13 protein-coding genes are annotated in these 16,736 nt (G+C 45.0%); 7 read left to right on the forward strand and 6 right to left on the reverse strand.

Annotated elements, in window-relative coordinates:
• Nucleotides 1-15 precede the first annotated feature (15 nt).
• Nucleotides 16-1,155 carry a cytochrome d ubiquinol oxidase subunit II gene (gene cydB / locus KXJ80_RS08900; RefSeq protein ID WP_037420654.1) on the forward strand — a complete coding sequence of 380 codons (1,140 nt, stop codon included), beginning with the start codon at nucleotides 16-18 and terminating at the stop codon, nucleotides 1,153-1,155.
• An 18-nt stretch (nucleotides 1,156-1,173) separates the two neighbouring features.
• On the forward strand, nucleotides 1,174-1,290 hold the full coding sequence (gene cydX, locus KXJ80_RS08905; RefSeq protein ID WP_011622029.1) for a cytochrome bd-I oxidase subunit CydX: 117 nt from the start codon (nucleotides 1,174-1,176) through the stop codon (nucleotides 1,288-1,290).
• A gap of 547 nt (nucleotides 1,291-1,837) precedes the next feature.
• Here cydX and KXJ80_RS08910 read toward each other — a convergent pair.
• Nucleotides 1,838-3,841: a methyl-accepting chemotaxis protein gene (locus KXJ80_RS08910; protein ID WP_218737151.1), complete on the reverse strand. Its 2,004-nt coding sequence runs from the start codon at nucleotides 3,839-3,841 to the stop codon at nucleotides 1,838-1,840.
• 270 nt (nucleotides 3,842-4,111) lie between these two features.
• Here KXJ80_RS08910 and KXJ80_RS08915 point away from each other — a divergent pair, with 270 nt between their 5' ends.
• Nucleotides 4,112-4,357: an HP1242/YdcH family protein gene (locus KXJ80_RS08915; protein WP_047534029.1), complete on the forward strand. Its 246-nt coding sequence runs from the start codon at nucleotides 4,112-4,114 to the stop codon at nucleotides 4,355-4,357.
• On the opposite strand, the gene KXJ80_RS08920 is transcribed toward KXJ80_RS08915, so the two are convergent.
• Entirely contained in the window at nucleotides 4,342-7,422 is a 3,081-nt protein-coding gene (locus KXJ80_RS08920) for an efflux RND transporter permease subunit (RefSeq protein WP_218737150.1), read from the reverse strand. The genes KXJ80_RS08915 and KXJ80_RS08920 overlap by 16 nt on opposite strands.
• A gap of 2 nt (nucleotides 7,423-7,424) precedes the next feature.
• Nucleotides 7,425-8,540, reverse strand: coding sequence for an efflux RND transporter periplasmic adaptor subunit (locus tag KXJ80_RS08925; RefSeq protein ID WP_218737149.1), 1,116 nt, complete (start codon nucleotides 8,538-8,540; stop codon nucleotides 7,425-7,427).
• A gap of 137 nt (nucleotides 8,541-8,677) precedes the next feature.
• On the opposite strand from KXJ80_RS08925, the gene KXJ80_RS08930 reads away from it, so the two are divergent.
• Nucleotides 8,678-9,298: a TetR/AcrR family transcriptional regulator gene (locus KXJ80_RS08930; RefSeq protein ID WP_037424895.1), complete on the forward strand. Its 621-nt coding sequence runs from the start codon at nucleotides 8,678-8,680 to the stop codon at nucleotides 9,296-9,298.
• A 176-nt stretch (nucleotides 9,299-9,474) separates the two neighbouring features.
• Entirely contained in the window at nucleotides 9,475-10,350 is an 876-nt protein-coding gene (locus KXJ80_RS08935; RefSeq protein ID WP_256931005.1) for a DUF6268 family outer membrane beta-barrel protein, read from the forward strand.
• On the opposite strand, the gene KXJ80_RS08940 is transcribed toward KXJ80_RS08935, so the two are convergent.
• From KXJ80_RS08940 to KXJ80_RS08950, 3 genes are all read right to left on the reverse strand, one after another.
• A complete protein-coding gene (locus KXJ80_RS08940; RefSeq protein WP_037424887.1) occupies nucleotides 10,351-10,911 on the reverse strand; it encodes a chalcone isomerase family protein in 561 nt (186 codons plus the stop codon). It abuts the gene before it with no gap.
• A 244-nt stretch (nucleotides 10,912-11,155) separates the two neighbouring features.
• On the reverse strand, nucleotides 11,156-11,635 hold the full coding sequence (locus KXJ80_RS08945; RefSeq protein ID WP_037424885.1) for a DUF2947 domain-containing protein: 480 nt from the start codon (nucleotides 11,633-11,635) through the stop codon (nucleotides 11,156-11,158).
• Nucleotides 11,636-11,739: 104 nt separating this feature from the next.
• Entirely contained in the window at nucleotides 11,740-14,208 is a 2,469-nt protein-coding gene (locus KXJ80_RS08950) for a motility associated factor glycosyltransferase family protein (protein ID WP_218737147.1), read from the reverse strand.
• Nucleotides 14,209-14,586: 378 nt separating this feature from the next.
• On the opposite strand from KXJ80_RS08950, the gene pseB reads away from it, so the two are divergent.
• Nucleotides 14,587-15,582 (forward strand): UDP-N-acetylglucosamine 4,6-dehydratase (inverting), encoded by a 996-nt coding sequence (gene pseB / locus KXJ80_RS08955; protein WP_037424882.1) that lies wholly within the window; start codon nucleotides 14,587-14,589, stop codon nucleotides 15,580-15,582.
• The gene (gene pseC, locus KXJ80_RS08960; RefSeq protein WP_218737146.1) at nucleotides 15,579-16,730 is read left to right on the forward strand and encodes a UDP-4-amino-4,6-dideoxy-N-acetyl-beta-L-altrosamine transaminase; all 1,152 of its coding nucleotides are present in this window, start codon (nucleotides 15,579-15,581) and stop codon (nucleotides 16,728-16,730) included. Before pseB ends, pseC begins: the two co-directional genes overlap by 4 nt.
• The last annotated feature ends 6 nt before the right edge of the window (nucleotides 16,731-16,736 follow it).

Below are 16,736 nucleotides of genomic sequence, written 5' to 3' on the forward strand. Positions count from 1 at the left end.
GCAGAGGATTTCATTATGTTTGATTATGAAATATTGAGAGTTATCTGGTGGGCTCTGATCGGCGTACTGTTCATCGGATTTGCGGTCACTGACGGTTTTGACATGGGCGTGGGTGCACTATTACCGATTATCGGTAAAGACGATACTGAGCGCCGTATTATGGTCAACACTATTGCCCCCCATTGGGACGGTAACCAAGTATGGTTAATCACCGCGGGTGGTGCCTTATTTGCGGCATGGCCTATGGTATATGCAGTATCTTTCTCTGGCTTCTATGTGGCCATGATGTTAGTGCTGTTTGCCTTGTATACCCGTCCAGTTGGATTTGACTATCGCTCTAAGATTGAAAATCCAAAATGGCGTAAATCGTGGGACTGGGCGTTGTTCTGTGGTGGCTTTATTCCACCGCTGATCATCGGTGTGGCCTTCGGTAACTTACTCCAAGGTGTACCATTCAATTTCGATGAGTTCCTGCGTGCGACTTATCACGGTGGTTTATTTGGCCTGTTGAACCCATTCGGTTTACTGGCGGGCTTAGTGAGCGTGAGCATGTTTATGATGCAAGGCGCTGCTTGGCTGCAAATGAAGACCGACGGTGAGCTGCGTGTACGTGCCGCGAATGCGACTCAGCTATGTGCACTGTTAGTGGCAGTATTATTTGCCGCTGCGGGTGTGTGGTTAGCCAATGGTATTGATGGTTATGTTATCACTTCAACCCTTGACCACCATGCACTGTCAAACCCAACGCTGAAAACCGTAGCCGTTGAGTCTGGTGCTTGGTTAGCTAACTACGATAAGTATCCTATTACTATGCTGTTCCCAGTATTAGGTGTGGCATTACCACTGTTAGTGATTGTGGTGAGTCGCTTAAATCGTTCAGGTTTCGCATTCTTATTTAGCTCGCTGACTGTGGCGATGGTGATCTTAACTTGTGGTGCAGCAATGTTCCCATTCGTTATGCCATCTTCATTAGATCCTAACGTGAGCTTAACCATGTGGGATGCGACTGCGAGTGAAATGACATTAACTGTGATGACTTGGGCGGCGATTATCTTCGTTCCAATCGTGTTAAGTTACACTGTATGGACTTACTTCAAGATGTTTGGTCGTTTAAACCGCAAACATATTGAAGATAACAAAGCCTCACTCTATTAGAATTAAGGAGCATCTACTATGTGGTATTTCACGTGGATATTAGGGGTTTTGTTAGCCTGTTCCTTCGGTGTTATCAATGCGCTTTGGCTTGAAAACACGGAGAATATGGACCGCTCAAGCGATGACGCTGAGTAATCGCTAAACTCCAACAGCGTAAATCATCTAAAACCCTGCATCTGCAGGGTTTTTTATTGGAATAAAAAAATACCAGTACGCTAATCCTAAACACGCTGCTTATTCGCATGCATAGACAATAAGCCTGTTTAAGGAGGGAAGATTATGACTGAAATTATCGATAGCAGGGATAAGTCTGTGCCGTTGAAAATGGTTAAATCAATCTTAACAACATGAGAGGCAAAGTTTCCATTGCGTGCTGATGTGTTAGGTGATCAGCGGTTGGAGGGATGCAAGGTAATGTCGGAGTTTGATGTTACCTAAACGAACGAGAATGCCGCAGAAACGTTAGTCAAACATTGCCCAAACAGGCGTCTGGCTCGTTCGCTATTTGTCACTTGCTGTGTGAGGAGAGTAACGGCAGATTACTGCGCGTTTTACGAGGTCTAAATGGCTAGAGCGAACAACATCTTGCCTCAATACATCAACTAAGCTTTGATAAAGTGATAAAAAATACCGCCCTGTTGGGCGGTATTTAGAGTTTGGGGCTTAATTTTAGCAGTATTGGTTAAGCCTTAAATTGGCTAATTTGCTGCTTAAGCGCGACGGCGAGGGAAGATAACTCATTTGCCGAGTTTACTGTTTCAGCCGCTCTATGCTCTCCTTCATTGGCAAGTTCACTAATTTGATGCAGATTATGGGTGATCTCTTGGGCAACACTGCTTTGTTGCTCAGTCGCAGAAGCAATATTGCGCGAGCTAATCGCAAGTTCTCCAATCCTGCGGGTAATTTCCTCAAGTTGTTTGCCTGTTTCTTCCCCTTGATTTGCCGATGCAATACCCAGTTGATGGCTTTGCGACATTTGGTTTGTTGTCGTTTTAACTTGGCTTTGAAGCTTATCGATTGTTTGACCAATTTCCAAAATCGATGATTGCGTCCGTTGAGCTAAAGTTCGAACTTCATCTGCGACCACGGCAAAACCACGCCCTTGTTCACCAGCTCTTGCCGCTTCAATGGCTGCGTTGAGAGCAAGTAGGTTGGTTTGCTCGGCAATACTGTTAATCACTTCTGTAACTTTGCTGATCGCTTCACTTTCTTGGCTAACTTTCTCTACGGCTTGGTGACTTTGACTAAGTTGTTGGCTTAATTTAAGTAGGTCTTGTACTAAGCGTACTTGTTGCTGTTGACCTTCTTTCGCGGCGATATCGACCTGCTGGCTTTGAGTTGCCCCCTCTTGAGCGTGATTTGCTACATCGCGGATTGAAGTGGACATTTCCTCAATTGCCGTAGCAATTTGATCCGTTTGTTGCATCAACGCTTGAGCTTCTTCGCCATTTTGTTTGGCAATACGCTGCGCTTTTGATGCCTGGTGTTCAATACTCTGCACCGACGCTTGCAAGGCACTGATTAATTGACGCAGTTCCGATGACATAGTGGAAACACTTGTGGTGATCTTATCGACTTCGTTTTGACTACCTAAAGTTGATGCGGGGAGGTGGTGACTAAAGTCTCCTGAACCTAAGATTTCCATATGGTGTTGGAGTGTGTGCAAAGGCTTGAGTGAGCGCAGTAGCACTAAGGACAGTAGTACGGTAATTAACACTATGCCTGAGACGGCCACAATGGCATTAATCGTCAATAAGAGAAGGCTTTCTTCATTTAATTCATTTGCGTTAACTTGACCAATCAGCATCCAGTTCCAACCGCTAACACTTTGACTGTAAGCAAACATCGGTTGGTTTTTGCTGTTGCTATAACGCCATTCAGCTTGATCTTGGGTGGCTTGGCTGAGGGTTAAGCCATCAAGCATAGACTCTGTCACAGGTTCGCCAGTATTAAATTTGGGATGAGCGACGAGAACGTTGTCTATCTTACGCATTAATAGGAAATGGCCAGTTTCTTCTAGAGTGATTTTATTCACCGCTTTTTGTAATTGGGTTAAGGATTGTGTGATTTCAAAACCGATATATAAGATTCCAATCACTTTTCCTTGCAGATCCTTAATGGGTCGATAGACGGTCATGTAGTCTTTACCAAAAAGTTTGGCGTAACCTTCATAAACCTCGCCCTTGATTAAGGTCGGATAACCTGGATGGGTTTTACCTAAAAAGGTACCTAAGGCGCGGCTGCCATCGGGTTTTTTAAGGGAGGTTGCAATACGGACAAAATCATCTCCAGCGAGAGCAAAGACCGTAGCTGTGCCACCTGTGAGGTTAGCAAAACGGTCAACTTTACTCTTTGAAGAGTTGATTTGTTCTTTTTCATGTAACAATGCTGGCGTGTTTACGCCAAGTACATTGACCGTTTTATCCAAGATACTGAATTGACCAGGATACATTTCTTTAAATACATCGGCATTGCGTCTTGCTAGTTGCAACAAGCTATCGTATTGAAGCTCAAGCATATCGGATACAGCGTGCATTTCGGCTTTCATGGCACTAATGCCTTTGTCCTCGAGCACATTTGAAGCGGATTTATAGGAAAGAGTACTGAGTATACAGAAAATAATAAGGGTAAGGGCAAACGCGAGGGCACCGATCTGTTTTGCAATAGGCCAATTTTTATAGTTCATTCTGCGATCCTATAGGGTAAAGGTTAACGCTAATGTAACCTAACTTTTACGTCATGGTCTTGATATGGGTCTAAGATTTTCTATTATTTATAGATAGTTCGCTGACATATTGCTAATTCCTACCACGATAACTTTGCTTTATTTTAGCGGATAGGAATATAGCACTTTGCGGTGGGGAATGCGGTCTAGAGTGATAAGTTTTGGGGTAAATGGATGACTTCCCATGGCTTATCGCAATCGAACCAATACAAGACGACAAGGAGTGACACTATGTTGGGTGAAAATCATGCGTTAATTTATGAGTTTCCAGATTTTGCTGACCATATTCATCATCTTAAAAAAAACAATGCAATTTTCGCGACCATGGCGCAGCGTTACCATGAGTTAGACCATAAAATTCGCGCTCTAGAGTTAACCAAAGTGCCCACCAATGATGAGCACTTTGTGGCCTTAAAATTAGAACGGCTTCACCTTAAAGATAAGTTGTATCAATATCTGGTTCATGATGCTATTTGAGGCGACAACGGCGATTTATTTAACCTATTGCGGTTTTTCATTAGTAGCAGATACATGGTTGGCACCCAAACGAGTGATAGCAAGGTTGTTAGCAAGGTGCCTCCCGCGATAGCGATGGCAAAGGGCGGCCAAAATCCGCCACCTGCAATAATCAGTGGAATAAATCCCCCCACCGTCGTGATTGTGGTTGAGCTGATATGCCTGCCACAGCCGCTGACAATATTGATAATTACAGCTTCATCTCCCGCTCTGCCATTCGGTGTATCTTCCAGCTCAGCCAAAATCACAATCGCCGCGTTGATCGCAAGCCCCATTAGGCCGAGTAGGGCGATGATCACAGGGAAGCCAAAGGGATAACCAAACACATAGACCGCAAGTAGCCCAAGCCCCGCCGACTGTAATGCACTCAGTAAAATAATCGCTGTTAGCCTAAAGGAGTTAAAGGACAAGACAACTGTGGCTAGCAATAAGGTAACCACTAAAATGATATTAGACAGTAGATTACCTACCGCTTCATTGCGTTTAGCACTTTCACCGCCAATTTCAATCCGATAACCTGCCGGTAGTTTGATTGCGGCCACTTTATCTTTTACATCATTTAAGACTTGGGCAGGTAATACCCCGCTGACGATATAGGCTTCGATCGTGTTGACGCGTTGACCATTACGCCTAGGGATCGCCCCGCGACTGACTTGCACCTCGTTGTGGGACAGCGCAGATAAAGGAACTGCAGTGCCCGAAGGGGTCATGAGCTGGATTTCCGCAATACGGCTCGCCTGCTCGCGGCTACTCTCACCTAGACGCACGCGTATAGGAAGTGACTCGGTTTGTTCTAATACGCTGCCGCCAATCACTCCAGTTGTAGACATTTGGACTTGTCTAGCAATATCCGTCAGGCTTAATCCGCTGATTAAGCTCGCATCTTCATTGACCTGTAGCCATACCTTAGGTGCGCCGGCACTTAAGGTAGCGCGGGTGTGGATCACATCGGGCGTTGCAGCCAAAATATGACGGATTTCATCACCCAAGGTGCGTAATGTTTCCAGATTAGGGCCAAAAATCATCAACTCGACCGGGGCATTAAAGGGCGGGCCTTGCTCCAGTTTACGCACCAGCACCTGCGCTTCTGGAAAGTCTTTATCCAAGCTTTGCTGCAACTCTGGGATAAGGGCGTTGGCGCGCTCAAAGTCGCTGGCTTTCACCATAGCTTGAGCATAGTTAGTGGCCCCCTGTTGGCGCTGAGTTAAGTTGTAATAAAACGAAGGGGTATTGCCACCCACAACCCAATCGACTTGGCTGATACCCTCGATTTGATGCAACTGCTTATCCATCAATAGCACTTGGTTTAAGGTGTTTTCGAGGCTGACATGGGGGGCGAGATACAGCTCAATTTGGAACATATCCCGATCCGATGGCGGGAAAAACTGCTCAGTCATCTTGCCTGAAGCGTAAAAACCTAACAGCGGTATTATCCCGATAAGCGTAGCGCTCTGTAGTGGGCGATTGAGCGCAAATCTTAGGCTTGCTTGAAAGTAACCGCTTACTAAAGGCACGTTGATGCCATGTTGATACCAGACGGGATGTTTACCTTCGAGGCTAAAGCGTCCCGCAAGACCGGCGATCAAAGTATGGGAAATTACATAGGAGCCAAAGAGTGCAAACATTACCGATATAGCGATGCCACTCACAAACTCTCCGGCTGCGCCTGGCATTAATACGATCGGCGCAAAGGCTAGAATAGTGGTAATCGTTGAGCCCGCCAAAGGCAACCACAGGTGATGTAAGGTCTCAGTCACAGCGTTTAAGCGACTCATACCCTGTTGGCGGCGCTGGGAAATGGCATCAACAATTACAATGGCATTGTCCACCATGATCCCTAGAGCAACGACTAAACCTGTGACCGACATTTGATGAATGGGTAGGCCGATATACTTCATGCAGGCTAAGGTAAACAGGGCGGTTAAGGGAAGTGATAGGGCAACGATAATCGCGTTTCTTAAGCCCAAGGTCAGCAGTAAGACGGTGAGAATAATCACAAACCCTTGTATTAGGTTGATAACGAGTCCGCCAAGCCGGTCACTGGTGTAACTGTTTTGCTCAAATAACCATTGCACTTTGATATTTGCGGGAAGCTCGTTGTTGAGCTCATCGACCAGTTGCTTGACTTGTCCTTGCCAGATATCAACACGGGTGTTATTCAACATTCGCGCTGCGACAAACACGCTTTGCTCGCCGTCAACGAGAGCGATGCTATCTGCTGGTTTTTTAGCTTGGCGGCTGATAGTCGCAATATCGCCCAGACGAATGATTTGCCCATCGTTATCAACTTTAAGTGGTACTTGGCGAATACGGCTCTGCGAATCGAGCTCACCCGAGACTTCGACAAGGGCGCGAAAGTGATTGTTATTGATCTCGCCTGCGGCAATTTTACTGTCGGCGCTGCTTAAGATTTTCGCTATGGTACCCGGTGTTAATTGCAACTGGCTCATCTTATAGCCATCGAGTTGGACTAGGATTTCTTCCTCGGGTGCGCCGTAGAGTTTAACGAAATCGGTGCCGGATAAGAGTCTGAGCCTGCTTTGTAATTCCTTGGCATAGCGGTTGAGCATATCCACCCGTGGTTGACTATTATCGTTCCACACTAGGCTTAAAATCGCGGTGTAGGCGTAGCCGACTTGATCGTCTAAGGTCGGTGTCTGTATGTCATCGGGGAGGGTGTTTCTGGCATCGGCCAGCAGATCTCTCGCCCTTGACCACACAGGCGCAGTATCTGTCACTGTGTCTTTGAGCTCTAACTGGATCACTGAGATACCGGGCCTTGAGGTGGATTGAATCAGCTTTATTTCCTCAAGGCGACGTAATTGATTTTCTAATACTTCGGTGACAAGTGCCTCGACCCGCTCGGCGGATGCGCCGGGATAAGGAGTGATGACAGAGGCAAAGCGGTTGGTGATATGTGGATCTTCGGTGCGAGGCAAACTGGACATCGCGCCAAATCCCGCGACCAGTAGTAGGGCGATCACTAGGCTGGCTAAGCGACCATTTTCGACGAAGGCTTTAATCATGATTACCTCGTCGTTGCGATTGTTGTGGAAACGGCTTGGCCAACGACTAATTTATGCAAACCTTGAGTCACATATTGTTCGTCGGCTTTAATCGCTCCTTGGATATAAGCCATATCCTGCGTGGTGTAGAGAATATCGACATCGCGACGCTCTATTTGAGTTGAAGCTCTATCAGCTGTTTGTTGCGCCGTAACATAGATATTCCAGCGTCCTCTAATACCATCAATCAGTGCTGAAATTGGCACCCAGTAGCCTGCTTGTTCAACGGTTTGTTGTTGATGTAAATAGGCTATTTCTCCATTTATCACCTTGGCCTGTGCAGGTAGACTAATCCGCAGTTGTACCGTGCGGCTAATGGGGTTGACCTCGGCACTGATCCCAGCGACTTTAGCCATAAATAGTTGATTCTGGACACTAACCTTTACTTCTTGTCCGGTAGTGAATTGGTTAGCAATGGCAACCGGGACACCGATATAGGCCTCGGTATTGATGCTACCAACTAAGGTAAAGACGGGGTTACCCGCGGCAACGACTTCCCCCAAATTATGTTGGCGCTGACTGATGATGCCATCAAAGGGGGCGAGTAAGTGTGATTTGTCGAGTTTGAGTTGATTGGCATGTTGCGAGGCGAGCAAGCGTTGTTTAGCCGCCTCTAGGCTGGTGAGTTGAGTTCGAGTTTCATCGAGCAATTGTTCAGAGACATAACCGGACTTTTTCAGTTCTAGATTCCGTTTGAGAGTGCTGGTGGCAAGGTCAACATCGGCTTGGGTTTGCGCTAAGCTTGCTTGGATTTCTTGGCGCTCGGCTTCAAGCAAGCGGGTATCCAGTTTGGCCAATACTTGCCCCTGAGTCACCTTAGCGCCGCTATCGACAGTTAACTCACTGAGCTTACCCGATAATTCAAATCCGACGCCCGTGGTATTGCCCGCACGGATTGTGCCAGTGAATACTTGCTCACTCTGATAGCTAGTCGACAAGCGCAGCGGTGCCGTCGTCACGGTTTGTAATTGCGCAGTATTGGCATGCTCTGTCACTTCCTTTTGACAGGCCGTTAAGGTGGTGACGGCAATCACGCAAACGCAAAATACACGCCAAAAACATCGGGCCGCTTGATCCATTTGAATCCTTCCGTTGTAAGCTTAAGGTTAATTTTATGTAACTAGACTTGCTAGTCTAGTTGTGCGGAACTGGACTGTCTAGTCTATTTTATGCTTAACTAATACGAATTAATTATGTTGCTACCTTGAGTGAAGATATGACTCAGTCCACTGAGATCCCGATGAGCCGCAGTGAACAAAAGAAACAGCAAGTGCTAGTGGCGGCCATTGACTTGTTTTGCCGCCAGGGATTTCCCCATACCAGTATGGATGAAGTCGCTAAATTGGCAGGTGTTTCTAAGCAAACCGTTTATTCTCACTATGGCAGTAAAGATGACCTGTTTGTGGCTGCGATTGAGTCAAAATGCGTGGGTCACAATTTACATGATGACTTACTGAGTGATCCAAGCCAACCCGAAGCCACTATCACCGAGTTTGCGTTGCAATTTGGTGAAATGATTGTCAGCCCTGAGGCTATTACAGTCTTTAAAGCCTGTGTGGCGCAATCGGAAAGCCACCCTGAAGTCTCACGCTTATTTTTTGAGGCGGGTCCACAACATATGCTTGCGATGCTGACAAAATATTTAGTGGCTGTTGAGGCGCTTGGATTGTATCGATTTCCACAACCGCATCACTGTGCGGTTCGTTTATGTTTAATGCTGTTTGGTGAATTGAAGCTCAGGTTAGAGTTGGGGCTAGAAACCGAGAGCTTATTGGGGGAACGTGAGCAGTATATTCGGGGTTGTGCTGAGATGTTCCTAAAAGCTTATTGTGTTTAATTAAAGTGGAGTTAAGGTATCAGTTTGTATCATTCTTCGATTAAGAATGTACTTTTGTCTTGGGTAACGCGTATTATACGCAATACATTATTCAACCAGTAACGCAAGGAGCAGGCGTGGCTAAACCACTTCATTCACCAGTCAATATTAACCCCAGCATAGTGTTCATAGGGTTGATGCCTTTGTTGAGCTACTCCGTTTTCGCAGCAGAGCCTCGTCAAGAATATAAGCCTTTTAAGGTCAGCGTATCGCAAATTAGTACCCAGAGTGCCAACGTTGCCAATGGTGAAACTGAGTTGCAGCGGGATAGCCTGTTACTCAACGCTGGCGTGACTATGCCCTTGAGTCAACAATGGTCCGTTGGGATGAGACTTGGCTACGACAGACTTGACTACGATTGGCGTAATATTCGTTTAACAGGCGCCAATAATACGGCAGCATTGTTTAGTGATGCGGGTGAAACCTGGGAAAATATCGATCGCTACCGTGCGAGCCTATCTGTTAATTATCGGATGGATAAGCATTGGTCATTTATGCTTTCGCCACAAATCCAATATGCTTATGCCGATACCGCGTCCGCCAGTAATGCACAGAGTTATGGTGTGGTTGCCTCGGCCATGTATGCCTTTGAATCGGGAAACATGCTGGGCTTTGGTGTGGCCTACTTGAATGACATAGATGAAGTGCGTACTTTGCCTTACCTTGCCGTGAGCTGGCAGATTAATGATCGCTGGCGTCTAGCAAATCCTTCCCAAGCGGGCTTTAGTGGGCCAGCAGGATTGGAACTTAGTTATCAGTTCAATCCCGCTTGGAACGTGGGCTTGGGTAATTCGCGCCGCACGGAGCGATTTTTAATTGCCGATGATGAAACGGTAGTCGAAACCAATGAATGGGTGAGCTATCTGCGAGCTGGTTGGCGTGTGACACCAGCAATCGCGTTAAATCTCTACGCGGGCTATTACTTTAACGGTGAATTAGAAGTGACCGATGAGGCCGCGCTTGATCTCGATAACCAAGGCGCAGCGGCCTTGGATCTCGAGTTTCGATTTTAATTACTGGCCCAGCATGGCTTCTTTGAGGCTTGTCTGGGCTGGTTTTTCACCTAACCAAATCTTGAGTAAGGCTTGACGGAACATTTCACCTTCAATCGTGGCTTGTTCTTGGCCATTTTTATAGGCGGTCACACCACGGCTTTTGTTGGCGACTAAGGTAAATTGGTCTCCTTGTTTAATTTCATCCTTAAATAGCGCCATAAACGCATCAATTTGTGGCTGAATATCAGTCGTATTATCGGCGGTTGCATGCTCAAAACCTTCGGTTATCGCATCACGCATTTTCTCAGACGTAATCATTCCAGACGTAATATTAAGGCGAATCGCGGCTATCGGAGCATTGATCACCTCGGCGGTGGTTTTGCTGGGAGTGGGCACGTACAGACTACCGACATACAAATCCATAAAGAATTTGCTGCGGACACCGGCGCCATTTAATTGCAGCGCCTGAGCATCGAGCGTAATGCTGTCGGCGACTTGAACACCTGACACTTCTTTAGCTTGGGTAAATAGTGGAAAAAGCAAAGCAGTAGTGAGCGTTAAGGTTGAGAGTAACTTCATTATACACCTCATATTTTTTAGTTATGGCCGTTGAGTGTATCAATCATCTGAGTGACTCGAACGGTGATTTATCTGTAGATTGCGAAGCGATACTAATCGAAACCCAAGAGGAGCGATAGCCTAATCTATGCAAGCTATCGCTGGTGACTTAGGCAAAACAAGGCGACTTTCCCTTGTCGAGCGCATTAAAAAAGCGATATGTGTGAAGAAATATTCGACCTGTTTAGTTTATTAGCTGGCAGGGTTAGCCACGAACGCCTAATTTATATTGGCCATTTTGCTCAAACATCACCGCTTGTTTTTGCTTAGGGGAGATCAGGATTGGGCCATCATCAAAAAACAGAAAGCACTTCCAATTGCGGACAAACACATCCCAACGAGTCTCAATCACTTGATATTTTTCGTAGCAAAAATAGACCTGAGTATCCTCTGGCCACTGAATAAACTCGGCTAACATCTCGGGTAGACTGTTATCTTCACTGTCCCACGCACTCTGCCAATGATCTGTTTTGACCCATGCGTTGGCTTTGGCGGCCCAATCCCCTTTAGTAAACTGTTCGGCGCGGCTACTTTTATTGCTAATCCACTGATTCCACACCAGCATGGCGCTTTTATCCGTTAGCGGCAGAATGACAGTCTTGTCATCATCGCTCACAGGTAAGTCTTTGTGGTTAAAAATCCACTTACGGCGATAGGTGTCTAAAGGTATGTAGGTATGAGCCAAGCAATATCTCCTAGGAAATGGCAAGATTGAAACAGGCTCATTATAAGATGCTAAGCATGAATAATAAAATCGCCAAGTGGAGATATCACCACTTGGCAACTAGGTTATTGTGCTTCAGTCATGATTCGGGTGAGTTCTGCCACATAATGTTGTGCTACCTGATTACTCGGATCGGCATTGAGGGCATTGGTAAACGCAGTATGTGCGCCTTCAGCTTGGCCAAGTTCAACCATGAATAAGCCAAGTTTTATCCAAGTCTGCGTATCTGAAGGATATTTTTCTAAGTAGTCTAGATAGACGTTGACTGACTCTTGGATTTTTCCGCGTAGCTTAAGGATATGCGCATACTGTGGCATATACTCGTCGCTATAGGCCAAAATTTTGACAAGGGTTGACTCGGCAAGCTCAAGTTTGCTCAATTTTAGCGCAAGCAGAATAATGTGTTTTAACTCCATTTCTGTACAGAGTTCTTCGGGTAATGCTAATAGTGCATCTAAGGCTTGCTGATGTTGTTGCTCTAGGCTGAGTTGTAACGCGAGAGCCAAGTGATACAGCCTTTGCAATTCTGGATTGCCATCGACAAATGGCAGTAGATTTTCTACTGTTATCGATAGACCTTGATTGTTTCTCATTGCGTAAAGCGTCATGATTTTTGTGTAGATATTTTCCGCAGTAGACGCTTTATTTAATGCCTCAACATAGACTGGGCTTACTAGGGTAATATCCTGAGAAAATTGTTCTGTTAATTCATTCCATATTACCTGATCGGATTCAGATAATGTGGGATGTTTATGGTATTTATTCCAAATATAAATACGGCCTGATTGGTTTTTTTTTAACCAAATAGGTGCAAGCAGCGTTAATGAGGTGGAATTTAATTCGAGTTGTCGAAATTTAAGATTATCATAGGATTTTTTAGTGAGTTCCAAAATATCATGGCATATTGTATTGAACGCTTCATAATAGTTTAGCGTCATTTCATTGATATGGGATTGTGTCCAACTATCGGTATTTCTTGAAGTGAGAAAATGTGAGAACTCATAATAACCGTAGGTTTTAATCAACCGAGACAGTGTGGCGTAGTGAAGATTAATCTCTTCTTCTATTTGGTTGATTTTATCCAGCGTTAAACAAGCGTCCTGTGGATCCTCATTCAGTGTTTTTGCAAGCGTTAGCGCTTTTTTAGTTAGCTGCCTTAATGTTTCTAATTGGCTAATGGCTTTACTGCACGCTTGTATTGCGGAGTTTAAGTCATCCTCAGTATCGGGAGTTGCCTCGTTGATCACTTCAATGACGGATTTATCCGTAAAGGATGAAAGCACTATTGCCGTTGTTGGCATGTGAACAATACCCTCAATTTTAGCCGCATTGATTGACAGGTTAATAAAGCTAATTTCGGGATAGGTCTTGGCTTCTTCAGCAAGAGATTCCATTGCATGAATAAGCTGAATTGGGGTTTCTGCTGGCAGTCCTGCGTAGGTTTCAACCCATTTATTATTACGGCCTAGACTTGGACCAATGCTGGCTTCAAACGTTCCTTTTGCATGGCTATAACCGGATTTTGAATAGCAATAATCGACGCCACTTAGCAATAGGGTAGTAAAGCCCATTTCGATAGCAAGGCGTATTGAGCTGTTGGTGACCGTTGGGCCGACGGTGATTATATTGTCATGATCATGCTTGCCACTCCAAGGATAGCGTTGACCCAAATAGGCTTTAGGGCCATTCCATTGGGAAAGGACTTTATGACTTACGTGATAGGAATTTACCAGCAAGGTTTTGTGGCTTAATTTAAACATGTCACGGCTTACGTCGAAACTAAAATCCTGAGGGTCGACACAAGTAATAATGTCTACGGATATGCCATTATCGGCTAGTTTTCCTGCGATGCGTGAGACGGCGATAATAAATAAATTGTCGTTATTATGTTTTATCCAATTGATGTGTTCGTCAAGGGAAGGACCGCCTGCGATGATTAGGCAGGTTTTTCCGCTAAATCTATTCCGTAGTATTTTGGCTGGCGTTTGATTATCGGCAATATTTTCAAGCTGGGTTTGAAAAAAGATTTTTTGGTTAAAACCGATCCTATGGGTGAAATAATCATCCTGAATCTTGGTTTCAATGCGATTGAATAAAGCGCTATAGGCGTTTAAGTGTTGAGATGCTACGCCTAAGGATTGATGAATTTCGTATTCGCCTTTGATGAGATAGATTTTAAATTCATCATGTTCCATTAACTCAATAAAACTGGCTTCATTAACAATCCTGATTGCAGATTGTTTGTCTGCGGGGATATCGATAACCAATAAGGGCATAACTTCATCTAATTCAACAAAAAGAAATTTAGCACCGAGTGGGAGATCCTGCTCCAACACGTAATTGGCTAGCAGCCCTGAATCCATTCCAACCACAATATGCAGCTTATCTTGTTGAGAAAATGATTGCCTGAAACGACGATTGTAAAGGGTTTTAGAGTCAATACCCTCAAAGGTATGGCGATTAATACTAGGCAAGTAGTATTCGTTAAAGCGACTGATCGCAAAGTTATTCAAGATGTGGGCTTGTAGTTGCATGTTTTCCTCGAGTAGAGCGAACAACTGAGCGATTACACGGATGATACGCCAGCATAATGTCACTTCATTCATTGTCTGAGCAAGTGTTACTAGGACTTTGCAAAATATGTTCCAGCAAAAAATTGACACTAATAGGCTGGTACCTTGCTTGAGCTGTAAAGCATTTGTTTGCTAGGTATCTAGCAATAAGTATATAAAAAATTTATATTTTATCGATATTTGCCTATAATGAAGTGGCTTGTATGTATAACATTTCAGATCATTTTATTCCGACGAGGATTTTTGGCGTGGATCTTGTAGGAGTTGGAGAGTTGACGAAATGGCTCATCGTTGTCACAAGTAGCTAATCGAAGGTTTAAATCGTGAGTGGGGAACTCTATGTTTGATAATAAAACAATTTTGATTACGGGTGGCACGGGGTCATTTGGACAAAAATACACCAAAACCATTCTCGAACGGTATAAACCGAAGCGATTGATCATTTTTTCTCGAGATGAATTAAAGCAGTATGAGATGCAGCAAGTGTTTAACGCGCCATGTATGCGTTATTTTATCGGTGATGTGCGTGATGGTGATCGCCTAAAGCAAGCCTTTAAAGATGTGGATTTTGTTATCCATGCCGCAGCACTTAAACAGGTTCCCGCTGCCGAATACAACCCGATGGAATGCATAAAAACCAATATCCATGGGGCCGAAAATGTGATCCGGGCCGCCATCAGTAATAATGTTAAGAAGGTTATCGCCCTCTCAACAGACAAAGCCGCGAGTCCTATTAACCTATATGGTGCGACTAAGTTGGCCTCCGATAAGCTGTTTGTTGCCGCCAATAACGTGGTTGGAGATGGCAAAACCCGATTTGCTGCTGTTCGCTATGGTAATGTTGTGGGGTCACGTGGCTCAGTCGTGCCTTTCTTTAAACAACTCATTGCCAATGGCGCGACTTCGCTGCCCATTACCCATCCCGATATGACACGTTTTTGGATTACTCTTCAGGATGGTGTTGATTTTGTTTTAAAAAACTTCTCCCGTATGCAGGGCGGGGAGATCTTCGTACCTAAAATACCTTCCATACGCATCACTGATCTTGCCGCAGCCTATGGGCCGAGTTTGGAGCAGCAGATTGTAGGTATTCGTCCCGGGGAAAAAATGCATGAGGTCATGTGTCCAGGGGATGACTCACATCACACGATCGAATTTGATGATCACTTTGTCATCACGCCAAGTATTCGTTTTTTTGGGCGTGAAACAGATTTTTGTACCAATGCCTTAGGAGAGAAGGGGCAGGCTGTGTCGATGGGATTTGAATATAATTCTGGCACTAATCCACATTTTTTAACACAGGCTGAAATTCTTAAACTGGATACCGTTGCATGATCCCCTATGGCCGACAAGACATCAATCAGGCTGATGTTGATGCTGTGATTGAAGTGCTTAATTCTGATTATTTGACTCAAGGGCCTAGGGTTCCTGCATTTGAGTCAGCAGTTGCTGCCTATTGTTCAGCTCGCTATGGCGTAGCGGTAAACAGTGCGACTTCCGCCTTGCATATTGCATGTCTCGCTCTTGGGGTTGGACCAAACGATATAGTATGGACTTCTCCAATTACCTTTGTCGCCTCGGCAAACTGCGCGCTTTACTGTGGAGCTGAGATTGATTTTGTCGATGTGGACCCTCTAACGGGTAATCTTTGTCCAAATACATTGGCAATGAAATTAGAACAAGCTGCTCGGATAGGGAAGCTCCCTAAGGTTGTTATACCTGTACATTTATGTGGTCATAGTTGTGATATGGCAGCGATCGCTGCTCTTGCTGAACAATATAGCTTTCACATCATTGAAGATGCCTCGCATGGGATTGGCGGGAGCTATCATGGATACCCTTTGGGTAGCTGCCAATACTCTGATATTACCGTTTTTAGCTTTCACCCCGTCAAAATTATCACCAGCGCCGAAGGCGGTATGGCCATGACAAACAGCTCAGAATTAGCTGAAAAAATGGCCCTTTACCGCAGCCACGGTATTACTAAAGCCCCCGATAAAATGTTAAGACCTGATGAAGGGGACTGGTATTACGAACAACACGCCTTGGGATTTAACTATAGGATGACGGAGTTGCAGGCAGCACTTGGTTTGTCGCAAATCAGCAGGCTTAATGCCTTTGTTTTGAAACGCAATGAACTAGCCGCTATCTATCGTAAAGAACTCGTTGGTTTACCCTTAAGCTGTGTTGAGCCTTTATCAAATACTCAAAGTGCCAGACATTTACAAATCATCCGCCTAAATGACGCATCAAGAAGAAAGCAGCTATTCAACGATATGAGAGCTGCAAATGTACAAGTGCATGTGCATTATTTCCCCGTACATCTTCAACCCTTTTATTTACGAAGAGGCTTTAAGGAAGGAGGCTTTCCCAATGCTGAATGCTTCTATGGGCAAATCCTAACCCTACCATTATATCCAGGACTGGCAGAAGGGGATGTACAACGGATTTCATCCTTGTTTATGGAATTTATTGCATCTTAGGAGGCT

The organism is Shewanella xiamenensis, from assembly GCF_024971755.1.
GTDB lineage: Bacteria > Pseudomonadota > Gammaproteobacteria > Enterobacterales > Shewanellaceae > Shewanella > Shewanella xiamenensis.